The sequence below is a fragment of the Pantoea sp. UBA7232 genome (assembly GCF_002473195.1).
Taxonomy (GTDB): domain Bacteria; phylum Pseudomonadota; class Gammaproteobacteria; order Enterobacterales; family Enterobacteriaceae; genus Pantoea; species Pantoea eucrina.
Genome location: NZ_DKTK01000012.1, coordinates 136875 through 150845, shown reverse-complemented (window position 1 = coordinate 150845; position 13971 = coordinate 136875). Strand labels below are relative to the sequence as shown.

General features: G+C 56.5%; 11 protein-coding genes. 4 read left to right on the top strand and 7 right to left on the bottom strand.

Features of this window, described 5'->3' with window-relative positions; translation table 11 throughout:
* Positions 1-5: 5 nt before the first annotated feature.
* From carB to folA, 3 genes are all read left to right on the top strand, one after another.
* Positions 6-3233 carry a carbamoyl-phosphate synthase large subunit gene (gene carB / locus B4056_RS12735; RefSeq protein ID WP_288654916.1) on the top strand — a complete coding sequence of 1076 codons (3228 nt, stop codon included), beginning with the start codon at positions 6-8 and terminating at the stop codon, positions 3231-3233.
* A gap of 226 nt (positions 3234-3459) precedes the next feature.
* Positions 3460-4602 carry a porin gene (locus tag B4056_RS12730; RefSeq protein WP_094110723.1) on the top strand — a complete coding sequence of 381 codons (1143 nt, stop codon included), beginning with the start codon at positions 3460-3462 and terminating at the stop codon, positions 4600-4602.
* 270 nt (positions 4603-4872) lie between these two features.
* Entirely contained in the window at positions 4873-5355 is a 483-nt protein-coding gene (folA, locus tag B4056_RS12725) for a type 3 dihydrofolate reductase (protein WP_039382513.1), read from the top strand.
* Positions 5356-5424: 69 nt separating this feature from the next.
* Here folA and apaH read toward each other — a convergent pair whose 3' ends face one another.
* Genes apaH through lptD form a run of 6 tightly spaced genes read right to left on the bottom strand, consistent with a single transcriptional unit; the run spans position 5425 to position 12256 of the window.
* On the bottom strand, positions 5425-6294 hold the full coding sequence (gene apaH, locus B4056_RS12720) for a bis(5'-nucleosyl)-tetraphosphatase (symmetrical) ApaH (RefSeq protein ID WP_094110724.1): 870 nt from the start codon (positions 6292-6294) through the stop codon (positions 5425-5427).
* Between the two features lie 49 nt (positions 6295-6343).
* The gene (gene apaG / locus B4056_RS12715) at positions 6344-6721 is read right to left on the bottom strand and encodes a Co2+/Mg2+ efflux protein ApaG (protein WP_039382517.1); all 378 of its coding nucleotides are present in this window, start codon (positions 6719-6721) and stop codon (positions 6344-6346) included.
* A 4-nt stretch (positions 6722-6725) separates the two neighbouring features.
* Entirely contained in the window at positions 6726-7550 is an 825-nt protein-coding gene (gene rsmA / locus B4056_RS12710) for a 16S rRNA (adenine(1518)-N(6)/adenine(1519)-N(6))-dimethyltransferase RsmA (protein WP_039382519.1), read from the bottom strand.
* Positions 7543-8538, bottom strand: a complete 996-nt coding sequence (pdxA, locus tag B4056_RS12705; RefSeq protein WP_071669083.1) for a 4-hydroxythreonine-4-phosphate dehydrogenase PdxA — start codon at positions 8536-8538, stop codon at positions 7543-7545. Before pdxA ends, rsmA begins: the two co-directional genes overlap by 8 nt.
* Positions 8528-9817, bottom strand: coding sequence for a peptidylprolyl isomerase SurA (surA, locus tag B4056_RS12700; protein ID WP_094110725.1), 1290 nt, complete (start codon positions 9815-9817; stop codon positions 8528-8530). Before surA ends, pdxA begins: the two co-directional genes overlap by 11 nt.
* A 54-nt stretch (positions 9818-9871) precedes the next feature.
* Positions 9872-12256 (bottom strand): LPS assembly protein LptD, encoded by a 2385-nt coding sequence (gene lptD, locus B4056_RS12695; RefSeq protein ID WP_052246515.1) that lies wholly within the window; start codon positions 12254-12256, stop codon positions 9872-9874.
* A 182-nt stretch (positions 12257-12438) separates the two neighbouring features.
* Here lptD and djlA point away from each other — a divergent pair, with 182 nt between their 5' ends.
* On the top strand, positions 12439-13248 hold the full coding sequence (gene djlA / locus B4056_RS12690) for a co-chaperone DjlA (RefSeq protein WP_288654913.1): 810 nt from the start codon (positions 12439-12441) through the stop codon (positions 13246-13248).
* Between the two features lie 48 nt (positions 13249-13296).
* On the opposite strand, the gene rluA is transcribed toward djlA, so the two are convergent.
* Positions 13297-13956: a bifunctional tRNA pseudouridine(32) synthase/23S rRNA pseudouridine(746) synthase RluA gene (gene rluA / locus B4056_RS12685; RefSeq protein WP_039382528.1), complete on the bottom strand. Its 660-nt coding sequence runs from the start codon at positions 13954-13956 to the stop codon at positions 13297-13299.
* Positions 13957-13971 lie beyond the last annotated feature (15 nt).

Below are 13971 nucleotides of genomic sequence, written 5' to 3'. Positions count from 1 at the left end.
CTCCGATGCCAAAACGTACTGACATAAAATCTATCCTGATCCTTGGCGCTGGCCCGATCGTTATCGGTCAGGCGTGTGAATTTGACTACTCGGGCGCGCAGGCGTGTAAAGCGCTGCGTGAAGAGGGCTATCGCGTCATTCTGGTTAACTCCAATCCGGCGACCATCATGACCGACCCGGAAATGGCTGACGCGACCTATATTGAGCCAATCCACTGGGAAGTGGTGCGCAAAATCATCGAAAAAGAGCGCCCGGATGCAGTACTGCCTACCATGGGCGGGCAGACCGCGCTGAACTGCGCGCTGGAGCTGGAGCGCCAGGGCGTGCTGGAAGAGTTTGGCGTGACCATGATTGGCGCCACGGCTGACGCTATCGATAAAGCTGAAGATCGCCGTCGCTTTGACGTGGCGATGAAAAGCATCGGTCTTGATACCGCCCGTTCGGGTATCGCCCACACGATGGAAGAGGCGCTGAAGGTCGCGGAGGAGGTCGGTTTCCCGTGCATTATTCGTCCCTCCTTTACCATGGGCGGCACCGGCGGCGGTATCGCTTACAACCGCGAAGAGTTTGAAGAGATCTGTGAGCGCGGCCTCGACCTCTCTCCGACCAACGAGCTGCTGATTGATGAATCGCTGATTGGCTGGAAAGAGTATGAGATGGAGGTGGTGCGCGATAAAAATGATAACTGCATCATCGTCTGTTCAATTGAAAACTTCGACGCCATGGGCATTCACACCGGCGACTCCATCACTGTGGCACCGGCGCAGACGCTGACGGACAAAGAGTACCAAATCATGCGTAACGCCTCGCTGGCGGTGCTGCGTGAGATTGGTGTGGAAACCGGCGGCTCTAACGTTCAGTTCTCCGTAAATCCGAAAGATGGTCGTCTGATCGTAATCGAAATGAACCCGCGCGTATCGCGCTCCTCCGCGCTGGCGTCCAAAGCCACCGGGTTCCCGATTGCTAAAGTCGCGGCTAAGCTGGCGGTGGGCTTTACGCTCGATGAGCTGATGAACGATATCACTGGCGGTCGCACGCCGGCGTCGTTTGAACCCTCAATCGACTATGTCGTGACTAAGATCCCGCGCTTTAACTTTGAGAAATTTGCGGGTGCCAACGATCGCCTCACTACACAGATGAAATCAGTGGGTGAAGTGATGGCGATTGGCCGTACCTTCCAGGAGTCGATGCAGAAAGCGCTGCGCGGCCTTGAAGTCGGCGCTAACGGCTTCGATCCAAAAGTGGATCTGGATGACGCCGACGCGCTGACCCGTATCCGCCGCGAGCTGAAAGACGCTGGTTCGGACCGCATCTGGTATGTTGCTGACGCGTTTCGTGCCGGTATGTCGGTGGATGGCGTATTTAATCTCACCAACATCGATCGCTGGTTCCTGGTACAGATTGAAGAGCTGGTGCGTCTGGAAGAGCAGGTTGCACGTGAAGGCGTTAACGCGCTGGATGCCAGCTTCCTGCGCGCGCTGAAGCGTAAAGGTTTTGCTGATGCGCGTCTGGCAGCGCTGGCGGGTGTGGCAGAAAGCGAAATCCGTAAGCTGCGTCAGCAGTACAATCTGCATCCGGTCTATAAGCGGGTGGATACCTGTGCCGCTGAGTTCTCGACCGATACCGCCTACATGTATTCCACCTATGAGGAGGAGTGCGAAGCGAACCCGAATCAGGATCGTGACAAAATCATGGTGCTGGGCGGCGGACCAAACCGTATCGGGCAGGGTATTGAGTTTGACTACTGCTGCGTCCACGCATCGCTGGCGCTGCGTGAAGATGGTTATGAAACCATCATGGTTAACTGCAACCCGGAAACGGTCTCAACCGATTATGACACCTCCGATCGCCTCTACTTTGAGCCGGTTACGCTGGAAGATGTGCTGGAGATTGTACGAATTGAGCAGCCAAAAGGCGTTATCGTGCAGTATGGTGGCCAGACGCCGCTGAAACTGGCGCGTGCGCTGGAAGCGGCCGGTGTACCGGTTATCGGTACCAGCCCGGACGCCATTGACCGCGCTGAAGACCGCGAGCGTTTCCAGCAGGCGGTGGATCGTCTGAAACTGAAACAGCCGGCTAACGCCACGGTTGCCACGCTGGAGCAGGCGGTAGAGAAAGCTGCCGGTATCGGTTATCCGCTGGTGGTACGTCCTTCCTATGTACTGGGCGGCCGTGCGATGGAAATCGTCTATGACGAAGTGGATCTTAAGCGCTATTTCCAGACCGCGGTATCCGTCTCTAACGATGCGCCAGTACTGCTGGATCGCTTCTTGGATGATGCGGTGGAAGTCGATGTGGATGCCATCTGCGACGGCGAGCGGGTGCTGATTGGCGGCATCATGGAACATATTGAGCAGGCGGGTGTTCACTCCGGTGACTCAGCCTGTTCCCTGCCGGCCTATACGCTGAGCAGCGAGATCCAGAACGTGATGCGTCAGCAGGTTGAGAAGCTGGCGTTTGAACTTAACGTACGCGGTCTGATGAACGTACAGTTTGCGGTCAAAGATAACGAGGTTTACCTGATTGAGGTGAATCCGCGTGCGGCACGTACCGTTCCATTTGTCTCCAAGGCTACCGGCGTACCGCTGGCCAAAGTGGCGGCTCGCGTCATGGCGGGCAAAACCCTGCTGGAGCAGGGCGTGACGGAAGAGGTCATTCCGCCTTACTACTCGGTGAAAGAGGTGGTGCTGCCGTTCAATAAATTCCCGGGCGTCGATCCGATTCTGGGACCGGAAATGCGCTCCACCGGTGAGGTGATGGGCGTCGGCCGTACCTTTGCTGAAGCCTTCGGTAAAGCGATGCTGGGCGCGCAGAGCAACATGAAGAAAAGCGGTCGTGCGCTGCTCTCGGTGCGTGAAGGCGATAAAAAGCGCATCGTCGATCTGGCGGCGAAGCTGCAGAAGTTTGGCTTTGAGCTGGACGCTACCCACGGTACGGCGGTGGTGCTGGGTGAAGCCGGTATCAATCCACGCCTGGTCAATAAGGTGCATGAGGGACGCCCGCATATTCAGGATCGCCTGAAGAACGGTGAATACACCTATATTGTTAACACCACGGCGGGACGTCAGGCGATTGAAGACTCTAAGCTGATTCGCCGCAGCGCGCTGCAGTATAAAGTGCATTATGACACCACGCTGAACGGCGGCTTCGCGACTGCGATGGCCCTGAATGCGGATCCCACTGAGAAAGTGACTTCAGTACAGGAGATGCATGCGCAGCTGAAAGGCAAATAAGCGCAGCGTCCGTAAGAGACAGCGGCCCCGTATGGGGCCGTTTTTTTTTGCCTGAAACAGAGTAGCTATAGCAAACCTGCTGATTTGGCTTAACTTTTAGCTATTGGTGCTGCTAAATAACTTTTTAAGATTTTTCGCACAAATTTATAACCCGCGATCCGGTGAGGGCACCTTACTATCTGGCGCGCTCAACCATAGAGCCTTTACCTTCACCGGAAAATATAAAATGAACATGCGTGCTTTGACTCTTAGCGCAGTGGCTGCGTTACTTATGGCTGCGCCGCTCGCCAGCCAGGCTGAAATTACTCTGCTGAAGCAGGATCCTCAGGCGAACAATGCGTTCGATCGCCTTGGCTTTAAAGTGGGCGGCAGCATTCGCCCGCAGTTTATGCATCAGAATGGCGTAAATGACACATCCTATAAGCGTAACGGCTACGATGGTGGCTCGCGCTTTCGCTTTGGCGCAGACTACGCGATCGCAGAAGATCTGAGCTGGGTAGGCTACTATGAGCTGGGCGTTAACTTCCCGGCGTGGTGGGGCTGGGACCATCACTATGCCAGCGGCGCACGCGATACCTCACGTCGTCAGCTCTATACCGGTTTTAAAAGTGGCAGCCTCGGCGAACTCTATTTTGGTCAGCAAAACAGCGTCTATTACGATGTGGTTGGCGCAAAAACCGATATCTGGGATTACGATATGCTGGCCCAGGGTTCCGGCGTCGGGATCAACGGCGATTACGACGGCAGCTATCGCTCGCGCAAAATGCTGAAGTATAAAACCCGTGCCGGCGCCGCCGATCTGTACGCCTCTTATCTGTTTGAGGATACCGAATATCTGCCGGGTAACGGCCTGCGCTACAAGCGCAACGGCGGCGGATCGCTGGGTGTCAACTATCACATCAGCGATGAGCTGGCGTGGGGAACCGCGTGGAATTATACCCGTGCCACCGTACGCAATCCGGGCAACGGCGACAGCGAGCGCTACGATCAGAATATCTGGGGCACCTCGGTCAGCTGGACGCCGGATAGCTGGACGCTGGCGGCAGGCGCCGGCTGGTATCAGAACTTTGCGCCAACCCGCCTGAAAAGCGCAACAAACTACTTTGCGGATGACGCCTGGGGCATCGAATATTTTGCCGGTTATAAATTTGCTGTAGGCCAGTATGCGGTGAAAACCCTGCAGCCTTACGTGATGGGCGATCGCCTGGAGTTCGTCAACGGACGCCACTATAAGCGTATTGATAATGGCGTGGGCATCAGTGCGCAGCTCGACTACGGCTTCCGCGTTGATTATGAATATGTCATCACCTCCGATACCAGCAAGGCGCTGGGCAACGTGAACCTGGTCCGTCTGCGTTACGACTTCTGATGACTGCAGCGGCTCCGCGTGGAGCCGCTCAGTGCGCTTTTCTTTACACTCTTTCTGAAAACCTGCCGCTAATGCCGCTGAGTTGTGCCAGCTGCGCAGGCGATTATGGCGGCTCTCTCCGTTAATCGCAGTAAAGTCGGTGTAAAGCTCTGCCCGGCAGCCTGAATCTGGCGGCAAAAAGAGCTTTACGCAAATAGCACGGCTGGCCTATCGACGAAACTTTCGCCTTTACGTATCATTGCGCCAATTTTTTCCAGCAGGTTTTAAATCATGATTAGTCTGATCGCAGCACTGGCTGCGGATCGCATTATTGGTATGGAAAACGCCATGCCGTGGCACTTACCCGCCGATCTCGCCTGGTTCAAACGTACTACGCTGAATAAACCGGTGATCATGGGGCGTCTGACCTTTGAATCGATTGGCCGTCCGCTGCCAGGCCGGCTCAATATTGTGGTCAGCAGCCAGCCCGGTACGCACGAGGGGGTGACCTGGGTCACTTCACCGGAAGCGGCAATCGAGGCAGCCGGTGACGCAGAAGAGATTATGGTGATTGGCGGCGGCCGTATCTATGAGCAGATGCTGCCCCGCGCCGATCGTCTTTACCTGACGCATATTGATGCTGAAGTGGAAGGGGATACGCAATTCCCTGATTACGAGCCAGATGAGTGGCAGTCGACGTTCAGCGAGTTCCACGATGCGGATGCGCAAAATTCGCACAGCTACTGCTTTGAGATCCTGGATCGGCGTCGTTAATTGATCCCTGCCTGGCGTGCATAAATGCGCGCCCTGCGCAAAAGCCCCGCTGACATCGCGGGGCTTTTTTTATGGCGTGTTGTTTAGCGGAGGAGTCGCGGCGGCGCCTTCAGCGGCCAGTGCGGCTTCACGCCGGGAGCGCTGTACATAGTATTGCTGTGTTTCCCAGTGCAGCAGTGTCAGCGTGCCGCCCCAGCAGCAGCCGGTATCCAGACCAATAACGTGATCGGGAGTGCCTTTGCCTTCAAGGGAGGCCCAGTGGCCGAAAATCTGCGTGTAGTCACTGCCCATTTTACCCGGCACGTTGAACCAGGGCCGCAGCGGCGGTGGGGCGGAGTCGGGCGCCTCTTTGCAGATCATATCCAGCTGGCCGTTGGGGAAGCAGAAACGCATGCGCGTCAGGGCATTCGTACTGAATCGCAGGCGCGCCAGGCCACTCAGTTCCGGCGTCCAGTTGTTGGGCATATCGCCATACATCGCATCCAGAAACAACGGATAGCTGTCGCTGGAGAGCACCGCTTCTACTTCACGCGCGCATGCTTTTGCCGTCGCGAGATCCCACTGCGGGGTAATGCCGGCATGCGCCATGACGAGCTTTTTCTCTTCATCAACCTGCAGCAGCGGCTGGCGCCGCAGCCAGTTGATCAGCGCATCAGCATCGTCCGCCTCCAGCAGCGGCGTCAGGCGATCTTTCGGTTTATTACGGCTGATCCCGGCGAAAACCGCCAGCAGGTGCAGGTCATGATTACCCAGCACCATGCGTACGCTGTCACCCAGTGATTTTACGTAGCGCAGCACATCAAGTGAACCGGGACCGCGCGCCACAAGGTCGCCGGTCAGCCAGAGTTCATCCTGCTGCGGATCAAAGCTTACCTGCGCCAGCAGCGCGCGCAGCTCATCGTAACAGCCGTGGATATCGCCAATCAGATATGTACTCATGATATCAGTCCGGTAAAACGCGCCGCCCGGACGAGCCGGGCGGGGGGGATCAGTGAATGTGGGTTTGCACGGCGAGGCGAAACACCGGAATATCGACGTTAAAGGCGCTGCCCTCTTCATCGATCATAACGTAGTGGCCCTGCATGGTGCCCATCGGCGTTTCCAGAATCGCACCGCTGGTATACTGGTATTCGCCACCCGGTTCGATAAACGGCTGCTCGCCCACTACGCCATCGCCCTGAACTTCCGTTTCGCGGCCGTTGCCGTTGGTGATCAGCCAGTAGCGGCTGCGCAGCTGAACGCGCGTGCGCCCGGGATTGCGGATAGTGATGGTATAGGCAAACACGTAGCGATCCTCGTCCGGTGAGGATTGCGATTCCACATACTGACTCAGTACCTGAACACAGACGCGCGCCATATCACTCATGCACTTAGTTCTCCGCTGTTTTTGCCTGATGGTTACCCAGCCAGTTTGCCAGCTGACAATACTGCGCAACGCTGACGTTTTCAGCACGCAGTGAGGTATCAATATTTAACTCTTCCAGCGCACCCGCCGCAACCAGATGACCCAGGCTGTTACGCAACGTTTTACGACGCTGACCAAAAGCCTCGGTGGTAATGCGGCTCAGGATCTTAACATCACTGACCGGGTAAGGCGGCTGTGCATAAGGCACCAGTCGCACCACGGCAGAATCCACTTTAGGTGGCGGCGTAAACGACTGCGGCGGCACTTCAAGGACCGGGATCACCTGGCAGTAATATTGCGCCATCACGCTGAGACGACCATATGCTTTACTGCCCGGGCCGGCAACCAGACGGTTAACCACCTCTTTCTGCAGCATGAAGTGCATATCTTTGATCGAACCAGTATAGCTGAAAAGATGAAACATCAGCGGCGTGGAGATGTTGTAGGGCAGGTTGCCGAACACGCGCAGCGGCTGACCTTTCTCCTGCGCCAGCGCAGCAAAATCAAAGGTCATCGCATCCTGCTGATAAATGGTCAGCTTGGGACCGAGGAACGGATGCGTCTGCAGACGAGCCGCCAGATCGCGATCCAGCTCAACGACGGTCAGCGCGTCCAGGCGTTCGCCTACCGGCTCGGTCAGGGCACCGAGACCGGGACCGATCTCGACCAGCGCCTCCTGCTTTTGCGGATGAATAGCAGAGACGATGCTATCGATAATGTACTGATCGTTCAGGAAGTTCTGCCCGAAACGTTTACGGGCGTAATGCCCCTGATGGACGCGATTATTCATTACTGCTCTTGATCATAGTGATGGCGAGATTAAGCGCCGTGATAAAGCTGCCCGGCTCTGCCTGTCCAAGACCGGCCAGTTCCAGCGCGGTACCGTGATCGACAGAGGTTCGGATAAAAGGCAGGCCCAGGGTGATATTCACCGCCCGGCCAAAACCCTGATATTTAAGGACCGGTAATCCCTGGTCATGATACATCGCCAGCACCGCATCGGCATGTTGCAGATACTTAGGCTGAAACAGTGTATCAGCCGGCAGTGGCCCCGTCAGACGGATGCCCTGCTGACGCAGCGCATCCAGCGCTGGCGTAATGGTGTCAATCTCTTCACGCCCCATATGCCCGCCTTCGCCAGCGTGCGGATTGAGGCCGCAGACAAAGATATGCGGCTGCGCCAGGCCAAACTTCTGCTGTAAATCCTGATGCAGAATGGTGATGACCTCACGCAGGCTCTCGCGCGTGATGGCGGCAGAGACATCTTTCAGCGGCAGGTGGGTAGTTGCCAGCGCTACGCGCAGCGACTCGGTTGCCAGCATCATAACCACGCGATCGCCACCGGCGCGATCGGCAAAAAATTCGGTATGGCCGGTAAACGGAATGCCGGCGTCGTTGATGACCCCTTTGTGTACCGGCCCGGTGATCAGCGCCGCAAACTCGCCCTGAAGCGCACCGTCACAGGCGCGCGCCAGCGTCTCAAGGACGTACGCACCGTTAGCCACGCAGAGCTGACCAGGCACCACCGGCTGTGCCGTATCGATCTGCAGCAGCGTCAGGGTACCCGCCTGCTGCGGCTGCGGAGCGCGGTCAGGCTGCCACGGCTGCAGGGTTAGCGGCAGGCCAAGCTGCGCGGCACGCTGCCGCAGCACTTCGCCGTCAGCACAGACGACCAGTTCAACCGGCCAGTTGCGCTGTGCCAGCTGCACCGTAAGATCGGGACCAATCCCGGCGGGTTCGCCGGGCGTGATCGCAACGCGATAGCTATCAGTTGCCATCAAGGATCTTCACGTAGGCGCTGGCGCGCTGCTCCTGCATCCAGGTCTGCGCTTCTTCTGCAAACTTACGGTTGAACAACAGGCGATAGGCGCGCTCTTTCTGCGCCGCATCGGTTTTATCCACCTGGCGCGTATCCAGCAGCTGAATCAGATGCCAGCCAAACGAAGAGTGCACCGGTGCGCTGACCTGACCTTTCTGCAGCTTCAGCAGCGCGTCGCGGAAAGCGGGATCGTAGATGTCGGGTGACGCCCAGCCAAGATCGCCGCCCTGGTTAGCTGAACCCGGATCGTCAGAGAACTGTTTGGCAGCAGCGGCAAAGGTAGTTTTTCCGCTTTTGATGTCAGCGGCCAGCTGCGTAATTTTTTCACGCGCCTGATCGTCGCTCAGGATCGGTGATGGCTTCAGCAGAATATGGCGGGCGTGTACCTCAGTGACCGAGATATTCTTGCTCTCACCGCGCAGATCGTTGACTTTGAGGATATGGAAGCCCACGCCTGAACGAATCGGACCGACCACATCGCCTTTTTTCGCGCTGCTCAGCGCCTGTGAGAACAGCGTCGGCAGCTCTTCAATTTTACCCCAGCCCATGTTGCCGCCTTTCAGCGCCTGAGGATCGGCTGAGTAGGTCACCGCCAGCTTACCGAAATCGGCACCGCCTTTGATCTCGCCCACCAGCTGACGTGCCAGCGCTTCCTGATCGTCAACCTGCTGCTGCGTAGGATTTTCCGGCAGCGGCAGCAGAATCTGACTGATATTCAGCTCGGTGCCCTGCGAGTTCTGTGAACCAATTTGCGTCGCCAGCGTATCAACTTCCTGCGGCAGAATGGTGACGCGACGGCGCACTTCATTGTTACGCACTTCAGAGATCAGCATCTCTTTACGGATCTGCGCACGGTAGTCGCTGTAGTTCATGCCGTCGTAGGCGAGGCGACTGCGCAGCTGATCGACGCTCATACGGTTCTGCGCAGCGATGTTCTGGATCGCCTGATCCAGCTGCTGATCGCTAATCTGCAGGCCCGCTTTTTCACCCATCTGCAGAATAATGTTATCCATGACCTGACGCTCAAGGATCTGATGACGCAACGTACGGTCCTCAGGCAGCTGCTGACCCGCCTGCTGCGCCTGGGATTTTACCGTGCGCATCATGTTATCGACGTCACTTTCCAGCACCACGCCGTTGTTCACGACGGCGGCGACTTTATCAACTACCTGTGGGGCTGCGAAAGCGGTGCCGGCCGACATCGCCGCACCCAGAATCAGCATTCTCCAGTTCTTCATACTTTATCCATTATTGTTTCCGCACTGCGGGATCGCCTGTCAAACATCACAACATCAGAATGCGCGCTGATAGGGAATAATGCCCTGACGCAGCATTTCATTAGTGCCTAAGCCGTAGTTGGAACTCAGACCACGCAGCTCAATGTTGAATGAGATTTGGTTGTCATATTTACTGTCGTTGTTTTCCCAGCCGTTAATCTTGCGCTCGTAACCCAGACGAATAGCGTAGCAGCAGGAGCTGTACTGCACGCCTACCAGCTGCTCTGCCGGACGGCTGTTGCGGGTATCATAATAGTATGCCCCCACCAGCGACCAGGCATCGGCAATCGGTACGCTGCCGGTTGCACCGACCTGCGAAATGCCATTTTTATAAATCGGATTGTTGATCAGGCTGGCGTTGTTACGCGCCTGCGCGACATATTCCGGGCTGCTGTAGCGATAGCTCAGCTGCAGCATGCGATCGGCATCACGGCGATACTCCAGTACCGTATTACCCTGTGAAACGTTGTCGAGACGGGTGTCATACTGCAGTCCGCCACGGACGTTCCAGCGATCGCTGATTTTCCAGTACGTGTCGCCAGCCCATACCAGGCTGCCGGTATCATCTTCTTTATTCGTCTGGTTTACGCCGGTACGCGACGGAGTAAACGAGTAGATTTGACCTACAGAAACGTTAAAACGTTCAACCAGATCGTTGTCATAAATGCGTGTTGTTACGCCGCTTGCCACTTCATTTGAGGAGGCGATGCGATCGAGACCGCTATAGGTGCGATCGCGGAACAGGCCGGTATAGTCGGTCTGCAGCAGCGTAGAGTCGTAAGGATAGATGTTGCTCTGATCGCGATACGGAATATAAAGATACTGAACGCGCGGCTCCAGCGTCTGGGTATAGCCCTGCGACCAGTCCATATCCCGGTCAAATACCAGACGGCCATCCACTTTGAACTGCGGCAGCGTACGGTTTACGGAATCTTTCAGCCGTCCGCTGTTGTTGTTTGTGGCGTCAGGATTAAAGCGGGTGTTATAGCTTTCGATATTGTCCTGCTGATAGTGCGTCGCCAGCAGTTTTGCTTCGGTATCGAGACTGGCCCAGCCGTTGGAGAGCGGCAGATTCAGCGTCGGCTCAATATGCAGACGCGTCGCTTCCGGCATCCGGTTGCTGACGTTGGTAAACTTCACCGCCTGGGCGTAGACGCGGCCATCAAACGGACCGATATCATTCTGGTAGGCGTTAACGTCAAGCTGCGGCGCAGCACGATAGACGTTGGCAGAGCTGGTATTGCCGAAGACCTGGAAATCTTTGGTCGACAGCGTCGCATCCCAGTTGGTATCCGCGTAGCCGATGCTGAATTTCTGCGTCGCATAGTTATTGGTCGAGCTGTAATATTTCGAGTCGATATCGTTGAAATAGTAGGGATCGCTGACCTTGGTATAATCCGCCGCAAAGCGCCAGTGCTGATCGTAAACGCCTGAATGGCGCCAGAAGAAGAGCCAGCGTTTAGAGTCCTGATCGTCTTCAATAGAAGAGCGCGCCGCGCGATCTTTTTCATACTGCTTATCGGACGGCAGGTAATCCAGCTCCATCAGGCCGGCGCCAAACACCGTAAGGTAACGGAACTCCGTTTGCAGCTGCGTACCGCGCTTGCTCATATAGTGCGGCGTCAGCGTGGCATCCGCCTGCGGCGCAATATTCCAGTAGTACGGCAGCATAAATTCGAAGCCATTATTACTGCCATATTTCGCATTCGGGATCAGGAAACCGGAGCGACGACGATCGCCGATCGGCAGCTGCAGATAAGGGCTATAAAACACCGGCACATTGCCGAGTTTGAAACGCGCGTTCCAGATCTCCGCCACCTCTTCCTGACGATCCTGGATCACCTCTGATCCCACCACGCTCCAGCTGTTAGAGCCCGGCAGACAGGAGGTAAAGGTGCCATTTTCGAGAATGGTATACCGGTTATTGCCACGCAGCTTCATCTGGTCGGCATCACCGCGTCCCTGGCGACCCACCATCTGGTAGTTGCCGTTCCAGACGTTAGTGTCTTTGGTGTTCAGATTGGACCAGGCTTTCGGACCTTTCAGGATGACCTGATTATCGTCATAGTGCACATTGCCCAGTGCATCCACGGTGCGTACCGGCGCGGTCTGGCCCTCCTGCTGACGCTGATGCAGCTGCATTTCGTCAGCGCGCAGACGGCTGTTACCCTGCTGCACATCGACATTACCGGTGAATACTGCATCGTCCGGATAATTGCCTTTTGCCGAATCGGAATTGATGGTTACCGGCAGGGAGTTAGCGTCACCATTGATAACCGGGCGGTTGTAGCTTGGCACGCCCAGCATACACTGCGACATCAAATCGTCGGCCAGCGCGTGCTGACTATAAAGTGCGGCACCAATCATGGTTGCCAGCAGGGTAGGTATACGTTTTTTCATACGCGGTTTCGATAATTCCATGGACACTGGCATCATGCCGACAATCCGGACAGAGACTAACTTACCGCCCGGCGTAGTGCCAGCGTTAATCCTTTTCTGTCTGCGTTGCCGTTAGGCGCGGAGATAAATGACAGGTATGATAATGCAATTTTCAGCCACAAGCATGGCGAATTGAGGAGTTTATGCGCTACTGGGGAAAAGTTATTGGTCTTGCGCTTGGCGTGATGTCAGGCGCGGGGTTCTGGGGCATTGTCCTGGGTCTGATCATTGGTCATCTGATTGATAAAGTGCGCAGCGTAAAAGGGCAGGGATACTTTGCCAATAATCAGTCGCGGCAGACGCTGTTTTTCAGCACGACGTTTCAGGTCATGGGGCATCTGACCAAATCGAAAGGGCGCGTCACCGAAGCGGATATTCAGATTGCGTCGCTGTTTATGGATCGTATGCAGCTGCACGGAGAGGCCCGCACTGCCGCGCAGCGCGCCTTTCGTGAAGGGAAACAGAGCGACTATCCGCTGCGCAACAAACTGCGTGAGCTGCGCAGCGCCTGTTTTGGCCGTTTCGATCTGATTCGGATGTTTCTGGAAATTCAGATTCAGGCGGCATTTGCGGATGGTTCGCTGCATCCGAACGAGCGGCAGGTGCTGTATGTGATTGCCGAAGAGCTGGGGATTTCACGCCAGCAGTTCGATCAGTTTCTGCGCATGATGGAAGGCGGACAGCAGCTTGGCGGTGCGGGTGCCTCAGGCGGCGGCTGGCAGCAGACGAAGCGCGGACCCACGCTGGAAGACGCCTGCAGCGTACTGGGCGTGAAAAGCAGTGATGATAACACCACCATTAAACGCGCCTATCGCAAGCTGATGAGTGAACATCATCCCGATAAGCTGGTGGCGAAAGGTCTGCCGCCGGAAATGATGGAGATGGCGAAACAGAAAGCGCAGGAGATTCAGGCCGCATACGACCTGATCCGCAAAGAGAAAGGGTTTAAATAGCCCGGCCATCCCGCCCTTTTTACCGGAAAGAGGGCGGGGTGACGCAGGTCAGAACTCCGCTGGCTGCCGAAATGTCATGCTGCTGCCAAATACCGGATGGGTAATGGTCAGCGACTCCGCATGCAGCTGCAGACGCGCTGCCATCGCCAGCGCCGCCTCATGCGCATAGAAACGATCGCCGAGGATCGGATGTCCCAGCGCCAGCAGATGCACGCGCAGCTGGTGTGAACGACCGGTAATGGGCTTCAGCAGCACGCGCGCGCTGTTATCGGCGGCATACTCCAGCACTTCATACTCCGTCTGAGCCGGTTTTCCCAGTTCGTGACTCACCATCTGCTTTGGCCGGTTCGGCCAGTCGCAAATCAGTGGCAGATCGATCAGGCCCTTTTCCGCTGCCGGATGGCCCCAGACGCGCGCCACGTAGTGCTTTGACGGCTCACGCTCGCGAAACTGACGCTTCAGCTCGCGCTCTGCCGCCTTATTCAGCGCCACCACAATCACGCCGCTGGTCGCCATATCGAGCCGGTGCACCGATTCCGCCTGCGGAAAATCACGCTGGATGCGCGTCATCACGCTATCCCTGTGCTCCTCCAGCCGGCCCGGCACCGAGAGCAATCCGCTCGGTTTGTTGACCACCATAATGTGCGCGTCCTGATACAGAATATGCAGCCAGGGTTCGGACGGCGGATTGTAGGGTTCCATCAGCATGTCAGTCTCGCCTGC

Excerpts from the sequence above, each read along its gene's own strand:
- pdxA (WP_071669083.1), bottom strand. The coding sequence starts at position 8,538 with ATGGCAACTGATAGCTATCGCGTTGCGATCACGCCCGGCGAACCCGCC.
- rsmA (WP_039382519.1), bottom strand. The coding sequence starts at position 7,550 with ATGAATAATCGCGTCCATCAGGGGCATTACGCCCGTAAACGTTTCGGG.
- surA (WP_094110725.1), bottom strand. The coding sequence starts at position 9,817 with ATGAAGAACTGGAGAATGCTGATTCTGGGTGCGGCGATGTCGGCCGGC.
- B4056_RS12730 (WP_094110723.1), top strand. The coding sequence starts at position 3,460 with ATGAACATGCGTGCTTTGACTCTTAGCGCAGTGGCTGCGTTACTTATG.
- carB (WP_288654916.1), top strand. The coding sequence starts at position 6 with ATGCCAAAACGTACTGACATAAAATCTATCCTGATCCTTGGCGCTGGC.
- rluA (WP_039382528.1), bottom strand. The coding sequence starts at position 13,956 with ATGCTGATGGAACCCTACAATCCGCCGTCCGAACCCTGGCTGCATATT.
- folA (WP_039382513.1), top strand. The coding sequence starts at position 4,873 with ATGATTAGTCTGATCGCAGCACTGGCTGCGGATCGCATTATTGGTATG.
- djlA (WP_288654913.1), top strand. The coding sequence starts at position 12,439 with ATGCGCTACTGGGGAAAAGTTATTGGTCTTGCGCTTGGCGTGATGTCA.
- apaH (WP_094110724.1), bottom strand. The coding sequence starts at position 6,294 with ATGAGTACATATCTGATTGGCGATATCCACGGCTGTTACGATGAGCTG.
- apaG (WP_039382517.1), bottom strand. The coding sequence starts at position 6,721 with ATGAGTGATATGGCGCGCGTCTGTGTTCAGGTACTGAGTCAGTATGTG.
- lptD (WP_052246515.1), bottom strand. The coding sequence starts at position 12,256 with ATGAAAAAACGTATACCTACCCTGCTGGCAACCATGATTGGTGCCGCA.